Source organism: Paraburkholderia sp. GAS38 (assembly GCF_050434965.1).
Classification (GTDB): Bacteria; Pseudomonadota; Gammaproteobacteria; order Burkholderiales; family Burkholderiaceae; genus Paraburkholderia; species Paraburkholderia phenazinium_A.
In genome coordinates this window covers 302,221-318,294 of the sequence record NZ_JBNDJO010000001.1, presented here as the reverse complement: position 1 = coordinate 318,294, position 16,074 = coordinate 302,221, and the positions used below count along the sequence as shown (strand labels likewise).

General features: G+C 66.8%; 11 protein-coding genes. 8 read left to right on the top strand and 3 right to left on the bottom strand.

Going from position 1 to position 16,074, the window contains the following annotated elements; all coding sequences use genetic code 11:
• The first annotated feature begins 6 nt into the window (after positions 1 to 6).
• The 6 genes from P3T42_RS01335 (at position 7) to P3T42_RS01310 (ending at position 3,017) form a co-directional block, all read left to right on the top strand.
• On the top strand, positions 7 to 252 hold the full coding sequence (locus tag P3T42_RS01335; protein WP_074299197.1) for a 4Fe-4S dicluster domain-containing protein: 246 nt from the start codon (positions 7 to 9) through the stop codon (positions 250 to 252).
• A 146-nt stretch (positions 253 to 398) separates the two neighbouring features.
• A complete protein-coding gene (locus tag P3T42_RS01330; RefSeq protein WP_429304942.1) occupies positions 399 to 1,394 on the top strand; it encodes a HEAT repeat domain-containing protein in 996 nt (331 codons plus the stop codon).
• On the top strand, positions 1,391 to 1,675 hold the full coding sequence (locus P3T42_RS01325) for a gamma-butyrobetaine hydroxylase-like domain-containing protein (RefSeq protein ID WP_074299201.1): 285 nt from the start codon (positions 1,391 to 1,393) through the stop codon (positions 1,673 to 1,675). The genes P3T42_RS01330 and P3T42_RS01325 overlap by 4 nt, the downstream gene beginning before the upstream one ends.
• Positions 1,676 to 1,774: 99 nt before the next feature.
• Positions 1,775 to 2,158: a hypothetical protein gene (locus P3T42_RS01320; protein WP_253190183.1), complete on the top strand. Its 384-nt coding sequence runs from the start codon at positions 1,775 to 1,777 to the stop codon at positions 2,156 to 2,158.
• Positions 2,159 to 2,250: 92 nt separating this feature from the next.
• Positions 2,251 to 2,724: a hypothetical protein gene (locus tag P3T42_RS01315; RefSeq protein WP_074299205.1), complete on the top strand. Its 474-nt coding sequence runs from the start codon at positions 2,251 to 2,253 to the stop codon at positions 2,722 to 2,724.
• 146 nt (positions 2,725 to 2,870) lie between these two features.
• Complete coding sequence (locus P3T42_RS01310) at positions 2,871 to 3,017, top strand: hypothetical protein (RefSeq protein ID WP_171991696.1); 147 nt, start codon at positions 2,871 to 2,873, stop codon at positions 3,015 to 3,017.
• Positions 3,018 to 3,113: 96 nt separating this feature from the next.
• Here P3T42_RS01310 and P3T42_RS01305 read toward each other — a convergent pair whose 3' ends face one another.
• From P3T42_RS01305 to pgm, 3 genes are all read right to left on the bottom strand, one after another.
• Positions 3,114 to 11,819: a GH36-type glycosyl hydrolase domain-containing protein gene (locus tag P3T42_RS01305; RefSeq protein ID WP_429304941.1), complete on the bottom strand. Its 8,706-nt coding sequence runs from the start codon at positions 11,817 to 11,819 to the stop codon at positions 3,114 to 3,116.
• Positions 11,820 to 11,910: 91 nt separating this feature from the next.
• Positions 11,911 to 12,081 carry a hypothetical protein gene (locus tag P3T42_RS01300; RefSeq protein ID WP_171991697.1) on the bottom strand — a complete coding sequence of 57 codons (171 nt, stop codon included), beginning with the start codon at positions 12,079 to 12,081 and terminating at the stop codon, positions 11,911 to 11,913.
• 224 nt (positions 12,082 to 12,305) lie between these two features.
• Positions 12,306 to 13,973 (bottom strand): phosphoglucomutase (alpha-D-glucose-1,6-bisphosphate-dependent), encoded by a 1,668-nt coding sequence (gene pgm, locus P3T42_RS01295; RefSeq protein WP_429304940.1) that lies wholly within the window; start codon positions 13,971 to 13,973, stop codon positions 12,306 to 12,308.
• Between the two features lie 307 nt (positions 13,974 to 14,280).
• Here pgm and P3T42_RS01290 point away from each other — a divergent pair, with 307 nt between their 5' ends.
• Positions 14,281 to 15,261, top strand: a complete 981-nt coding sequence (locus P3T42_RS01290; protein WP_429304939.1) for a LysR family transcriptional regulator — start codon at positions 14,281 to 14,283, stop codon at positions 15,259 to 15,261.
• Positions 15,262 to 15,365: 104 nt separating this feature from the next.
• Complete coding sequence (locus P3T42_RS01285; protein ID WP_429304938.1) at positions 15,366 to 16,019, top strand: hypothetical protein; 654 nt, start codon at positions 15,366 to 15,368, stop codon at positions 16,017 to 16,019.
• Positions 16,020 to 16,074: the final 55 nt, after the last annotated feature.

The window sequence follows — 16,074 nt, the reverse complement described above, 5'->3', positions numbered from 1 at the left end:
ACCGCCATGTCCTATACCCCGCACGACATTCTTCAGCGCAGCAGCGCCCCGGTGACGATCGACGAAGACCTTTGCATCGCCGACAAGGGCTGCACGGTTTGCGTCGACGTCTGCCCGCTCGACCTGCTCGCCATCGATCTGAGCAAGGGAAAAGCCTATATGCAGTTCGACGAATGCTGGTACTGCATGCCCTGCGAGCGCGATTGCCCAACCGGCGCAGTCAAGGTGGAGATTCCTTACCTGCTGCGCTAGGCCAGGCGCGTTGTCATGCGGCGGCTTGCCTTCTTGCGTGCTTGCCTCGGAATCCTAAGCGAACCCCGGCATGGCGAGCGCACCGTCAACAGACTTATATATAGCCCTGACGCCCAGATCAACCCCTCTGTTCGATTCCCTAAGCCATGACCGTGCCGTCCATCACCGCTCTTCACCTCGACGCACTTGACCCGGAGAGTGCCGCGCTGCTCGCGCGTCTTGCCGATCACGACGCCGCCGTGCGCCGCATCGCGCTACTCGACATCGCGGATCTCGAAGACATCGAACTGGTCCCGGCGCTGGTTAACGCCTTGCGTAACGATCCCGCACCGGAAGTGCGGCTCGAAGCGGCGCGCGTGTTGGCGTCGTGGGAACAGGAAGAAACTGTCGAAGCCCTGTGCAGTGCGTTGCTCGATACGGACGAAGCAGTGCGTGCCGCCGCTGCGCAAAGTCTCACCGAATTGAAGGATCCTGCATCGGGCGTAGCACTAAGAGGCTGGGTCGAACACCCCGAGCCATTCGTGCGGGCCGCGGCCCTGCGAGGGCTGCGTGAACTGCGCTTTGGCGCGGCCTTCGACCCGGCTCTGCACGCGCTCGCGGATGTCACCTCCGCCGTCCGGCTGGAAGCAGTCGGCGTGCTCGGCTGGTTGAAGGACTCGAGCGCCTTGACGCCGCTCGCCGCTCTCGCCACCCACGATGCCGAGACGGACGTGCGCCGCGCCGCCGTCGGCGCACTGGGCTTTGCGCCCGCCACGGATGCCGTGGTCACCGCCGCGCTACTCGACGCGTTGCGCGACACCGCCTGGCAGGTCCGCGAAGAAGCTGCCACGACACTTGGCAAGCTGCGCGCATCCACCGCTCGCGATCCGCTGATCGCAGCGCTCGACGACGACTACTGGCAGGTCCGCCTGCGTGCGGTGCGCGCGCTCGGCCAGACCGGCGACGTCAGCGCCGCGCCTGCGGTCGCCGCCCTGCTCACGCACACGGTCAGCAACCTGCGCAAGGAAGCCGCGCTGGCGCTCGGCGAACTGCGCGATCCGCAGACGCTGCCCGCGCTGCGCGAGGCCCTGCAGGATCGCGACCCCGATGTGCGCAAGGCCGTCCGGATCGCCTTGCAGCAGATCGAAGGCGCAGCCGCATGAACGCGCCGCAGCAGATCGCCACGGACGCCGTCGCGCGTACGCTGACGCTGCAATGGTCCGATGGCCGACAGCAGCAGATCGCGCATGCTCAGTTGCGGCGCGCCTGTGCGTGTGCCGAATGCCGCCGCGTCCGGCTCGACGGCGGCACGGTGCAGGCGTCGCCCGACCTGACCCTGACGGACGTGCAGCCGATGGGTTATGGCGTGCAGCTCGTCTTCAGCGACGGCCACGCGCGCGGCATCTATCCGTGGCGCTATCTTGCGGAGCTTGCCGGGACGTAAGCGGCATCGGGCAAGGGTTTTGCAGGAGTTCGAAGCGAACAGTCGCCAACGGCCCCGTTTAGTGTTACTTTCAAGCAAGCGTCACCGCCTTGCGTGGGCTTGATTGCTCCCCCGCGGCCCAACCCACCCTGGAGCACCCTGATGAGCAAGAAACCGTACGCTGAAGATGCCGGCGACTCGAATGAAACAACCGAAGCCACCCTGCTGGCCTTGACCACGCAAATTGGCCTGTTCGTCGTCGCGAGAACGCTCGACAGCCGCTGTGCAGCGAAACTCATCAAACGCCTGAAAAAAGAAGCGGAAGCGGTTTCGGAAAGCGGCAATGCGACGAAACCCGAGCGCAAAGCCCTGGAGAAAGCGTTCGAAACGGTCGACGCCGCCCTGCGCGACCACGATGCGGGATTGCTGGTCACCGCCAACGCCGCGCTGCGCGCGACCGACGACAGCGCCAAGGAATCGAAGGCTCAACGCAGCACCCAGTAGAGCGCGCGATTGCGAATGCCTCCGGCCGCGAACGGTGCAGGTGCGCTCCGCTCACTCATCAGCAATGATCAGACAAGCGCACAGGAGCATCCATGAACACCAAGCACAGCAAAAAGGAACATCTGGAAGCGGCCGCATCGCATCACGAGCAGGCGGGACGATTGCACCGCGAAGCGTCGCGGCATTTCGAGGACGGTAAAGACTTCGCCCACGCCGCCCATCAGGCGATGCTGGCGCACGGTCACACCTTGCATGCCATCGACCGCGCCAACGAGGCGCTCAAACATCACGCGGGCGCACCGCTTGCCGTGCCGACAGCGGACGGCCCTGCCGACAGCCACGCCGGCGCCGCCCAGCATCACGCCATCGCAGCCGAGTTGCATGAGCAGGCCGCCCGGCATCTGCGTAACGCCGTCAAGCACTTCGATGAAGACCGCGGTGCGGTCGCTCACGACACCCAACTGGCGCTCTCGCTTGCGTTACGCGGCCTGTTTCACGGCAACGAGGCCGCGAAGCAGCATGTCGCGGCGTTACGCGATAAAGATCCTGCGAAGAACACCACGTAACCTCAGGCTACGGCACCGGTAAACGGCCTGCTTGCCGGTACGCAACCGTACCGACTTCCCGCGGCGCTGCGAGCACCCTTTGGAAGAGCGGCTCTGGTCACTTCAAGCCCGAGCGCGTCTCTTCTGCAAAAGAAAGGGGAACTCACATGAAAGACCATCCACGGGTATGGATCCTGATCGCGCTGTCGCTGATCGTCAGCCTGAGCGCGTGCATTCTGGTCCCGGTCGGCGACGGCGATCATCATGGCGGCGATTATCACGGCGACTATCACGCCGATCATGGCCAGTACTGATTACGAGCATCCACCTCGCACCTCGCGCCAGGTTTTGGAGCGAGCGACGCCAGACGGAATGGGCGTCGCTCGCTCCCTCGCTCATGCCATGAAACGCTAGCCGCCCGGCTGCCCGAGCGTCACCGTGACGCTGTGATGCGCACCGTCGTCTATCAGTTGCACCGAGTGCTCCCCAGCTTCAAGCGCTCTACCGTCCACGATCATCTCGCTCACACCCCGACCTGCTCCATGCGGATTGTTCACGACGATGTCGTAGCGTGAAGCCCCATGGCGGAATACGGCGCTAAAGCCGGGCCAGGCACGCGGCACACAGGGGTCGATCGACAGTGCGTTGCCGTGCTTGCGCATGCCGAGCACACCTTCGATTCCGGCGCGATACATCCATCCCGCCGAACCCGTATACCAGGTCCACCCGCCGCGTCCGACGTGCGGCGCGACCGAGTACACGTCGGCAGCGACCACATAAGGTTCGACCTTGTAGCGGTTCGCCCCGCTGCGCGTGCGGCTGCGATTGACCGGATTGAGCATCGCAAACAGTTCGGCGGCGCGGTCGCCATCGCCCATTTGCGCCAGCGCCAGCACCGACCACATGGCGGCATGCGTGTACTGGCCGCCATTCTCGCGAATGCCCGGCGGGTAGCCCTTGATGTACCCCGGATCGAGCGGCGAGCGATCGAACGGCGGCGTGAACAGCAACGCGAGGCCGTCGTCGCGGCGAATCAGCCGGGTATCGAGCGCAGCCATCGCCTGTGCGGCCCGTGCAGTATTCGCCACGCCCGACAACACGCTCCACGACTGGGCAATCGCGTCGATTTTGCATTCCTCGCTCAAGGCGGATCCGAGCGGCGTACCGTCGTCGAAATAGGCGCGTCGATACCATTCGCCGTCCCATCCCGCCGTTTCGAGTGCTGTGCGCAGCGCCTCGGCACGCAGCAGCCAGCGTTCGGCCCTCGCGCCGTCGCCACGCGCTCGCGCGAGCGGCGCCCATGCCGCCAGCGTGGCGCACAGCAACCAGCCGAGCCAGACGCTCTCGCCACGGCCCGCCTCGCCCACCCGGTTCATGCCGTCGTTCCAGTCGCCCGTGCCCATCAACGGCAGGCCGCGCTCGCCGAATAGCGCAAGGCTCTGCTCAAGCGCACGCACGCCATGCTCGAAGAGCGACGCGCTGCTCTCCGAAACGGCCGGCACGAAGTAGGCATCATGCTCGCCGTCGCTCAGCGGACGGCCGTCGAGAAACGGCACGTCCACGTCCAGAATCGCCGCGTCGCCGCTTGCATCCACATAGTGCGCCACCGTATGGGCCAGCCACGCGCGGTCGTCGGAAATGTGGGTGCGCACGCCCGCGCCGCCTTGCGGCAGCCACCAGTGCTGCACGTCGCCCTCCGGAAACTGCCGGGCGGCCGCCCGCAACAGATGCTCGCGAGTCAGCTCGGGACGCGCCACGACGAGCGCCATGCCGTCCTGCAACTGATCGCGGAAGCCGTACGCGCCGCTGGCCTGATAAAAGCCCGCACGCGCCCAGATCCGGCACACGAGCGTCTGGTACAACAACCAGCGGTTGAGCATCAGGTCCATGGTCCGATCGGGCGTCACGACCTGGACCGCGCCGAGCGTGTCGTCCCAGAACGCCGTCACCGCCGCGAGTACCGCGTCGAGGTCGGCGTCGCGATAGCGCTCGACCAACTGCCGGGCGGCCTCGGTCGAGGCCGCTTCGCCCAGCACGAACACCACTTCGGCGATGCCGCCCGGTTCCAGTTCGAGCGTGGTCTGCAAGGCCGCGCACGGATCGAGTCCCGCTCCGACCTTGCCTGACAATGGCGCGTCGTCATCGGCGGCGGCCAGTCCGGCGGGATAATGCAAGCTGCCGTTACGGCCGATGAACTCGCACCGGTCCGCGCTCCAGGTGGTCTGCTTGCCGCCCAGGTCCGCAAAGGCCACGCGCCCTCGATACGCTTCGGCCCAGCCGTTGCGGACGAACATGGCCCGCGTCTGCACGTCGATTTCGCTGATGGTGTAAGGCGCTGCCGTACTGCGCGACGCCCCCAGCGCCCATTCGACGTACGCCGTCACCGAAAGCCGGCGCGTGCGCCCGGACAGATTGCGCAACGTCAGACGCGAAATCTTCAGCGGGTCGTCGAGCGGCACGAATTGCAGCAGGTCGAGCGCGATGTCTTCCGCGGTGTGCGTGAAGCGGCTGTACCCCTGGCCGTGACGCGCGATGTAGGGTGCGGCACCCGGAGCGTTGTCGCGCACAGGGTTGGCCTGCGGTCCCCACAGCGCGCCCGTATCGTCGTCGCGCACGTAAAACGCCTCGGCTGGTGGATCGCCGACCGGATCGTTCGACCATGGTGTCAATTGATGCTCGCGGCTGTTCGACGCCCACGTGTAGCCGCTGCCCTCGGCCGACACCAGGAAGCCGCAGACCGGATTGGCGATCACGTTGACCCACGGCATCGGCGTGCATTGGCCGGCCGCGAGAATGGTGACGTATTCGCGGCCGTCGTCCGCAAAGCCGCCCAAGCCGTTGAAGCACTCCAGCCCTGCACCGGGCGCTGCGGTTTTCACGGCAGCGGGCAGCGGCAGCGCGCTTAGCAAACGCCGCGCGCGCGGCTGGCCAGGCGGCGGCGTGCTGACGAGGCGCCTCAACTGATCCAGCAGGCGCCCGTTGCGCGCGGCCAGCACGGCACGCGCGGCAACCGGAAACAGCGCCCGCGCGTCGGCGGACATGAGATCGGCGCGCAGCACAAAAATGCTGCCGCGCGCGGCGCCGCCCGCCTGCTGGGACGGTTGCGCCTCGCCGGAACGCACGAGCGTTTCGAGCGCAGCCTGCAAATCCTGCACATACGACGCGGCGCGTTCGTTGATGATGACGAGATCCACCGCCAGCCGCTTCATATGCCAGTACTCGTGCGCATGCACCAGTTGCCGCACCAGCGCCATGTGCTCGATGTCGTCGATGCGCACCAGCAGGATCGGCAGATCGCCCGACACGCCATGCGCCCAGAGCGGCGCGGCGCCCACGCCGCCCGCTGCCGCCACCGCGGCGACACCCCGCTGCAGCGCGAGCGAACCCGGCCGCAACGACGGGTCGCTGTACAGCATGTGACCGGCCATGCGCTGGAACAGTCCTGCCTCATCGGCACTCACGCCGTTGTGGCGCAACTGCACCTGCGCCTGGGTCCATGCGAGCATCGCCGCGCGTGCAAACGAGGCGCCGTCGCGATGCTTGTCCACCAGATCCAGCAGTTGTGCGCGCGAATCGGCGACGATGGTCCAGAAGGCCACTCGTGCCGTCGCGCCCGGTTCGATACGCAACCGCTGGCGCATCGCGAAAGCCGCGTCGAGCACGACCCCTGCCGAGTTGCCGAGCGCGCGCTCATCCGCGAGACCTAGCGGCGAACGCACGCTACGGCCACGGCCGATAAACCGCGCGCGGTCCGTTTCCACTTCGAGCGCGCCGACGGTCTTGCCCTCGATCACCGCCAGATGCGCAGCCCACACCTCGGGTTCGTCCGGCGCGCGGCGGCGCCGGGTCGCGAGGATCACCCCGCTCTGCGCCAGATACTCCGTCTCGACGAAGAGTTTGGAGAAAGCCGGATGCGCCTGATCGGCGGCGGGCGGCGCCAGCACGATCTCCGCATAGGAGGTGAACTCGATCACCCGAGCCCGTGGCCCCGAATTGGCCACCGAGACCCGTCGCACTTCGGCATCGTCTTCGGCGGACACCACCACGTCGAGCAAGGTGGTCAGCGTGCCGTCGCGCCGCACGAACTCGGCGCGATCTTCGGTGAAGATCACCTCGTAGCTGTCGGGCACCACGCCCGTCGGTTGCCACGCGGCTGACCAGAACTCGCCGCTTTCGACGTCGCGCAGATACAGGTAGCTGCCCCAGTCGTCGCAGGTCGCATCCTCGCGCCAGCGGGTTACCGCCAGATCGCCACGGCGGCTGTAACCGGAGCCGGCCGAGGTGATCATCACCGCGTAACGGCCGTTGCAGAGCAGATGGGTGGCAGGCGGCGGCTCGCTGGCCGAGGTCAGGCGTCGCGCCGCCGCCGGCTCGACGCCGCGCAGCGGTCCGGTCGTGCGGTTCTCGTCGACCCGCAGATGGGCGACCGCCACCCTGCCCGGCATGCGCTCCTGCAACAACAGTTCGGTGGCCTGAATGGCCGGCTCGGCATGGAAGAATTCGCGGATGCAACCGCCCAGCAGCGCGTTGGCGATCGAGACAATCGTCATGCCCTGATGATGCGCCATGAACGCTCGCACCACCGCCACCGTCTGCCCCTCGGGCACCCGGGAGGGCGTGTAATCGAGCGCCTCGTAAAAGCCGAAACGTCCGCAGGCGCCTGCCGCGCAGAGACGCTTCAGGTTATCGGTGGCCGCAGCGGGATCCACCATCGCGGCCAATGCGGTCGCATAGGGGGCAATCACCGCATCGTGACCAAGGCCGCGCTTCAGGCCGAGATCGGGAATGCCGAAGCTCGAGTATTGATAGGTGAACTCAAGATCGCGTGCGTTGTAGGCCGACTCCGAGATGCCCCACGGCAAGCCGAGCGCGCGGCCGTAACCCATCTGCCTGTGCACCACGAGCCTGTTGGTTCGCGCAATCAGGCTGCTGGCCGGCGCACGCATCACCAGCGACGGCATCAGGTATTCGAACATCGAACCGGACCACGAAATCAGCGCGGCGCCGCCAGGTACCGGCGTCGCAATACGGCCGAGGCGGAACCAGTGACGCGCGGGGATATCGCCCTTGGCGATCGCCACGAAGCTGGCGAGCCTTGCCTCCGAGGCCAGCAGGTCGTAGCTGCTCGGATCGAGCCGGCCATCGGCGACCGCGTAGCCAATCGAAAGCAGATTGCGCACGGGGTCCAGCAGAAAGCCGAATTCCATCGCATTGGCCATCGTCAACGCCGTATCGGCCAGGACCGTCAGCCGCTCGCGCAAGCTCGCAGAATGGTTCGCAGCGTTCGCGTCCTGTCCGCATTGTTCCTTGCTGTGGCTGTGGATTGCCTGCTCCAGCGCGTCGACCCAGAACCGCACGTCGTCGGCGGAAGGGTTCTGATCCGGGCGGACTTCATCGACGAGTGCACGCGCAATATCAGCCACCGTGGCGGCAAGCAGCGTGATGGCCGGCCATGCCGGCAGCGCTACGACGCCTTGCGCGCCGAAACCGCCTGCCACCGGCGCGGCTGCTGCTGCCGCGATCACAGGCGGTTCGTCGGCAGGCACATCGGCAAGCGCGGCCCGCAGTGCCGCCACAGCCTGATCGAACTCGTCGTGCAACGCGAGGCGCGTGCGATCGACGTGACCCTGGCTCTCGCGCAGCGCGTCGCACAACAAACCCAGGTTGTCGCGGATGCCCGCCAACGCCACGTTGCAACGGCTTTGCGCGGGCTGTGCCGCCCATGCGCGGCAGGCATTACCCAGCGCAATCAGATGACCGGCGAGATTGCCGCTATCGACGGACGACACGTACTTCGGCTCCAGCGGCCGCAAATCCTGGGTGTCGTACCAGTTATAGAAATGGCCGCGAAAGCGTGCGAGGCGCTGCATCGCGGCGAGCGTCGTCTCCAGCCGCGCCACGCTGTCCAGCGTGCTGGCCCAGCCGAATTCGCGCGCGCTGACGGTGGCGAGCAGATAGAGCCCGAGGTTGGTCGGCGAGGTCCGATGCGCGACGACCGGGCGTGGATCCTCCTGGAAATTGTCCGGCGGCAGCATCTGGTCGGCAGGCGTGACGAAGGTCTCGAAGAAGCGCCACGTGCGACGGGCATGGTGTCGCAGTTGCTGGGCGTTCTCAGGGCTGACGACCAGATCGCCGGCCGCCCGCGGTGCGCGACTCGACCAGTAAGCGAGCGCGGGCGAGGCGAGCCAGCCGGCCACGAACGGCACCCCAAGCCACGCGCCGTGATGGCCGAAGCGCCACGCCACCACCGCGCTGGTTGCCGCGCCGAGCAGCGCAAGCGCCACGCCGGCGCGCATGCGCACGAAAGTCGCAGCCAGCGTCAGCCGTTCGCGGGCACCGGCTTCGGCGGCCGTCGTCCATTCGAGCAGATGGCGGTGACTGACCACCACACGAAACAGCGTGCAGGCGATCGCATCGCTCATCGACCAGGTTTCTTCGGCGAGAAAGGCAATCGACATGCCGCATTTGCCGAGCGCGAGCCACAGGTCGTCCAGCCAGACGCGCAAGCGGCTGCTCAAGGTCATCTTCACGTGAGGGCGCTGCCAGCGCGGGATCAGCGCGCTGAGGGTCGGCAGCAGCACCGGCAGCACGATCGTCGCCATCACGAAGATCGTCCACAGCAGCGCGACCGAAAACGGCAAGGTCCAGCCCACCAGCAACGCGACGAATGCAGCGGGCGCAGTGAGCGTGCGACGCAGGTTGTCCAGCATTTTCCAGCGGGCGGTGGCATGCAGCGTCAGGTCGGCGCGCCGGTGCAGCGTCATGAGCCACGGCAGCAGTTGCCAGTCGCCGCGCGCCCAGCGATGCTGGCGCGCCGTGGAAACGTCGTAACGGGCTGGAAACGCTTCGACCACTTCGATGTCCGAAGCAAGTCCGGCTCGCGCAAAAATCCCTTCGAAGAGATCGTGGCTCAACAGGGTGTTGTCGGGCACCCGGCCCGCCAACGCGGTCTCGAAGGCATCCACGTCGTAGATGCCCTTGCCGGCGTACGAGCCCTCGTCGAAGAGATCCTGATAGACGTCCGATACCGCGGCCACATACGGATCGATGCCGCTCGGGCTCGACGAGATACGCTGAAACAGCGAGCCCTCCGCGCCCACCGGCAACGACGGCGTCACGCGCGGTTGCAACACCCCATAGCCCTCGACGATCCGCTGGCTCACCGGATCGAACACCGCGCGATTGAGCGGATGCGCCATCTTGCCGATCAGACGGCGCACGGTATCGCGCGGCAGGCGGGTGTCGGCGTCGAGCGTGATGACGTAGCGCACCTGCGACGGCACCGCGAGCGGCACACCGTCGCTGGCCACGAACGAGGTATCCAGCGCACCGCGCAGCAAGCGGTTCAACTCGTGCAGTTTGCCGCGCTTGCGCTCCCAGCCCATCCACTGCGCCTCTTCGTCGTTCCACGTGCGGCGCCGGTGCAGCAGGAGGAAGCGCTCGCCGTCCGCTGCGCCCGGGTAGAGACGGTTCAGCCGGGCAATGCCCTGGGTCGCGGCCTCCAGCAGACGGCTGTCGCCCTCGGTTTGAGCCGTGGAGGAATCCGTCCAGTCGGATAGCAGCACGTAGTAAAGCTCGCCTCCGGGGCTCGCCAGATGATGAATCTCCAGCCGCTCGATCTGCGCGGCCAGCGCGGCCGTCGTGGTCAGCATCGTGGGCACGGCGACCACCGTGCGCAAGGTGGAGGGAATCCCGTTGCGCAGTGCGAGACCCGGCAGCACGATGGCGCCGACATCCCGCATCACGCCGCGATTGACCACCGCCACCGCCAGGTCCAGCGCGGGCAGCACGCCTGCGAGGCCCAGCCAGATCAACCACCGTGTGTGAGGCGCGAGACCGCTCGCGAGGACCAGCACGCCTGCCAGCAGCAGCGCCGCCAGCAACACGATGCGGCCGACGTATCCGCCCAGGCCGGCGCGGCGCGTAATCCGATGCAGCCACTCGGCAGCCGGCGGACGATAGCCGAGCGCCGCCTCGAGTGCCGGGCGGCCGCCCGCCAGCAGGTGATAGCCGGGGTCGCCTGCGCGCCGCTGCCCGGCTCCGGCGGCGGAGACCGCGCGGCGCGCGATCTCCGTCTCGCTCACCGACGAACCGCGCGCCAGGGCTTCGATCGCCCCGCGATACAGATTGCGCGTGGAGAAGTCCATCTCGACGAAACCGCTGTGCGTGCGCAGGATCTCGTCGACGGGGCTGATCCGTTCGAACAGTTCGGTCCAGTCGACGTCGGAGATCAGCCGCATGCTGGTGATCACGTTGCGCACGGTCAGGCTCGCGGCGCCCTGCTGCTGATGCACCGCCGCGACGATGCGGTCCGCCGTGGTGTCCTGGGCGGCGAGCCGCTCGTGCAGCCAATTGACCGCCGGCGTGACATCCGGGTCCTGGTCGTGCAGCCGCTGCAGCAGTTGCACCGCGAACGTGTCGCGCAAGGCGGAACGCCCATAGCGCGCAACCAGCGCAGCCACCGCCTCGGGCGTATGCTCGCCGACGCCGAGCAGGCGGTCGGCCATTGCGTCGGCGTCCAGACGCGCGGTTCTGCCGGCGGTGATCTGATCCGCGAGACGGCGCAGATTTTCGATCAGCACAATGCGCAGCGTGATCGCCACCGCCCAGAGTTCGCCGATCGTCAGCGGCTGCACGGTCTGATAGTCGCGTACGAAGCGGCACAGCAGGTCGGGATCGAAGCGGCTATCCGTATGTGCGACGAACGCCCAGGCCAAACCGAACACGCGCGGATAACCGGCAAACGGACCGCTGCTGAGTTTGGGTAGCTGACGGTAGTAGCTGCGCGGCAGGTCGTCGCGAATCTGCCGAACCTGCTCTTCGACCAGATAGTAGTTGTCGAGCAGCCATTCGGCCGCCGGCGTGATCGCTTCATCGTGAGCGGCCGCGGCGACGGTTGCCTGGTACGCCAGCAACAGGTGCTGTGCGTTGTCTTTCAGACGCGTCGCAAGCGCGGGGCGGGCCGAGGCGCGCTTCGAGACAAGCTGGGCTCGGGCAAGGCTGTGCGCATGCTGCGCCAGTCGTTCCTCGCCAAAAAGTTCCTCGCGGACCGGCTCGGTGCTGTTCCATGGCGAAGGCGAGTTGCCTCCGCGCAGAACACGCGAGAATAAAATCATTGAAATACCTTCCTGCCAGGGACAGCGTGATCGTCGACGCTCGCCAGATGGCTGCGCCGAGGCCAGCGGAAAGCGTCCCTTTTACAGCTCTTTACTTCGCGGCCTTCGCTACGCGCGGGGCCGGCTGATAGCGCCACTTGCTCGCCGCCGGATCGATACGTGCGGCGTCCTGCTGGCGTTGCTCGGCCCGTGCGGCATCGGCGAGGCCGAATTCGGCGCGCCTATCGCGGGTGGGGTTATTGGCATCGGGTAGGAATGGCATAAAACCTTCTGTTTTCTGTGATCATGTGGACCAGACTGTTCGCTCAGTCGGCATCGGAACGCTCAGGATCGCCAGGCGCCGACGCGCAGCCGCAGCGCAACGTCATCCGGATAGGATGACCTGCGCTCCGGCGCGAGTCTGTACGGTGCAGGACTTTTCGGGTTGAAAGCGCCGCCGGAAGAAGGCGTGGCGCTGTGCGACGTCCAGATGCTGCGGGCTTTGGGCTAAGCGCCGCCGGGCGTTGTCCCCTGTTGCGCCAGCGTGCTGTCCACCATCGCCTGGGCCTCCTCAACGATGCGGGTCAGGTGGTCCTCGCCGAGAAAACTCTCCGCATAGATCTTGTAGATGTCCTCGGTCCCCGACGGGCGCGCGGCGAACCAGCCGCTCTTCGTGATCACCTTGATGCCGCCGATGGCCGCCCCATTGCCCGGCGCGCGGTCGAGCACCTGCTCGATCTTCTCGCCGGCCAGTTCGGTGTGCGGAAACTGCGCGGGCGACAGCTTGCCCAGTTGCGCCCGCTGCGCCGCCGTGGCGGCGGCCTGCACGCGGCGCTCGGCCGGCTCGCCGAGGCGCTGGGTCAGGTCGCGATAGATTTCGGCGGGGTCGCGGCCGATACGTGTGGTGATCTCCGCCGACAGCAAGGCCGGCACGATGCCATCCTTGTCGGTGGTCCACGCCGTGCCGTCGAGGCGCAGACAGCTCGCTCCCGCGCTCTCCTCGCCGCCGAAGCCCAATGACCCGTCGACGAGGCCGTCGACGAACCACTTGAAGCCGACCGGCACCTCGTAAAGCGTGCGGCCCAGCTTGCCGGCCACCCGATCGATCATCTGGCTGCTGACAATGGTCTTGCCCACCGCCGCGCGAGCGGACCAGTTCGGCCGATGCGCGAACAGATAATCGACCAGCACGCTGAGGTAATGATTGGGCGGCAACAGACCCGCCGCGCGCGTGACGATGCCGTGGCGGTCGTGATCGGTATCGCAGGCGAAGGCCACGTCGAAGTGATCCCTCTGCGCGAGCAGCGGCTGCATCGCATAAGGCGAGGACGGGTCCATGCGGATCCGCCCGTCCCAGTCGAGGCTCATGAAGCGGAAGGTGGGATCGACCTCATCGTTAATGACGCTCAGGTTCAGCCCGTAGCGCTCCGCAATAGGCCCCCAGTAGTGCACGCCCGCGCCGCCTAGCGGATCGACACCAAGGCGGATCGGCGCACCGCGTATCACGTCCATGTCGATCACATTGGCGAGGTCGTCGACATACGCGTTGAGGTAGTCGTGCCGATGCGTGCTCGACGAGGCCAGCGCGCGCGCCAGCGAGACGCGCAGCAGGCCGTCGAGCCCGCTCTCGAGCAAGGCGTTGGCAGACTTCTCGATCCAGCCGGTGACGCTGCCGTCGGCGGGGCCGCCGTTGGGTGGGTTGTACTTGAAGCCGCCGCTTTCGGGCGGGTTGTGCGACGGCGTCACCACGATGCCGTCGGCGAGGCCGGTGGTGCGGCCGCGGTTATACACGAGGATCGCGCGCGACACCGCCGGCGTGGGCGTGTACTCGCCGTCCGCCGCGATCATCACATCGACGCCGTTGGCGGCCAGCACTTCGAGTGCGCTGGCGTTGGCGGGTTCCGAGAGCGCGTGCGTGTCGATGCCGAGAAAGAGCGGCCCATCGATACCCTGCTGCTTTCGATAGTGACAAATGGCCTGGGTGATGGCGAGCACATGCCATTCGTTGAAGCTGCGCTCGAACGGCGAGCCACGATGCCCCGAGGTGCCGAAAGCGACCCGTTCCGCGGCAATCGCCGGGTCCGGCGTGTCCGAGTAGTACGCCGAAATGAGGCGGGGGACATTGACCAGCATGCGGTGCGACGGGAGCTTGCCGGCGAGAGGACTGATGTTCATGGATGTCCCTCCAGTTGTGCTTCGCAAAACGTTGAAACGCGTGGGGACCGCTGCGGACAAAGCGGGCGGCGATCGTTCGGCGATCGTTCATTTCACCGCTTGTCTGAGCGCCCGGAGCGTCTGGATTACGCCAGCATACTCCCGTCTTCAGGCAGCCAGCGTCTGCCGTGAATCGCTTCGCCCGCAATGTGCCTTCATGGGCGGGCGCCCTCGCCGCTCGCCCCGCTTCTTTTTTGCTCCCCGCCCGGAAACCTCTACCATAAGCGCCTTCTGCGCCGCTTAACGTTGCTCGAACGGGCCTCTCATCATGAACATCCGCTTCCTCGAAACCTTCGTCTGGCTCGCCAAGCTGCAAAATTTCCGCCTCACTGCCGAACAGTTGCATACCACGCAAGCCGCTGTCTCGAGCCGGATCGCGTCGCTCGAAGAGAGCTTCGGCATCCGGCTGTTCGAGCGCAACTCGCGTTCGGCAACGCTCACACCGGCCGGCCGCAAGATGCTCGCGTACGCGGAGCGTATCGTGCGCCTCGGTGAAGAGATGCGCCGCGAAGTCGACGATGCGGATGCGGACTCGGGCCTGATTCGTATTGGCGTGATCGAGTCGATCGTGCATAGCTGGTTTCCCGCGCTGATGGCGCTCGTGCGGGAACGCTATCCGCGGCTCGAAATCGAGGTGACGGGCGACACCACTATCCACCTCGCGCATCTGCTGCGCACCGACGCCGTCGAGCTGATCCTGCAGACCGACATACTGAGCGGCCCCGATTTCACCAACCTGCCGCTCGCCGAGTTTCCGGTGCGCTGGGTAGCGAGTCCCACGCTCGGTCTGGCCGGCAGGAAACTCGATCTGGCGCAGCTCGCGGAATTCCCGATCGTCAGTTTCTCGCGTCACTCCGGTCCGCACGCGACGCTCGAACAATTGTTAAGCACGGCTGTCGAACGGCCCGCCCGCATCAACTGCATCACCTCGGTCGCGGCGATGATCCGGCTCGTCGCCGACGGCTTCGGCGTGGCCGCGCTGCCGCCGGCGGTCGTGCAACGCGAACTGCGCGAAGGGGTGCTCGAGGTGCTCGACGTCAGCTCGGAATTTCCCGCCATGCCGCTCGTTGCCGTACACCGCGCGCAAAGCCATCCGCTCGCCGCGCGCATCGCGGAACTGGCCCGCCAGGCCGCCGGCGAATTCGATCGCACGCTGGCAAGCGAACCGCCGCGCCGCCCGGCGCGCGTCACGCGGGCCGCCACGCCTGCGCGCAGCGGCAAGCAACCGGCCGCGAAACGCGGCTCATAAGAAAACCTTTTCACTGGGAATTTATTTTCTTGTTGGACCGCAATGGCTGACGGTCGCGACACTGTGCCCTGACGAATCTCTTTCACTTTCGCAGGGACCGACTGATGAGCATGACCCCGCCGCGCGGCCAGCTTTGCATCTGGACTGACACCAACCCCACTCCGGCTCTGGAAGCCGATTTCAACGCCTGGTACGACCGCGAACACATGCAGGAGCGTGTCGCGATTCCCGGGTTTCGCTACGCGCGCCGGTTCAAGTCCAATGACGGCGGCCCGCGCCGCTATCTCGCGCTGTACGTGACCGACACCCTCGAAGTGTTCCGCAGCGCCGCTTACCGGCAGGCGTTCACGGTGCAGACGCAGTGGTCGCTGGACAACTTCGCGCGCATGGTGGACACGCAGCGGCGCGTCGGCGAACTCACGCTCGAGACCGGCGACGGCGAAGGCGCTCACCTTGCGCTCGTCGTGCTGCCGCCTGAGCGCGTCGACGCCGCGTCGTTGCGGCCGCAGCTCGAAACGGGCGTGACCATTCCCGGCATTCACGGGGCGCGGCTCTTCTGCACGACGCCCGCACTTTCGGTTCCGCTCAACACGTCACCGGATCCCGCCACCGCACTGCCCGCCGCCGACGCGCTGATCCTCGTCGAGGGCAGCAACGCGGCCGCCACGCGCGCGCTCGCCGAAGAGCTGGCCGCTGAGGCAGGCGTGTCGCGTAGCGACGTGCGCACCTTCGATCTGCTCTGGCGCATCGCTGCCTGACGCAGCCGGCGCACCCGCGCATCCGACCGGCTTCCTTCCGCCTACGCACGAGGTT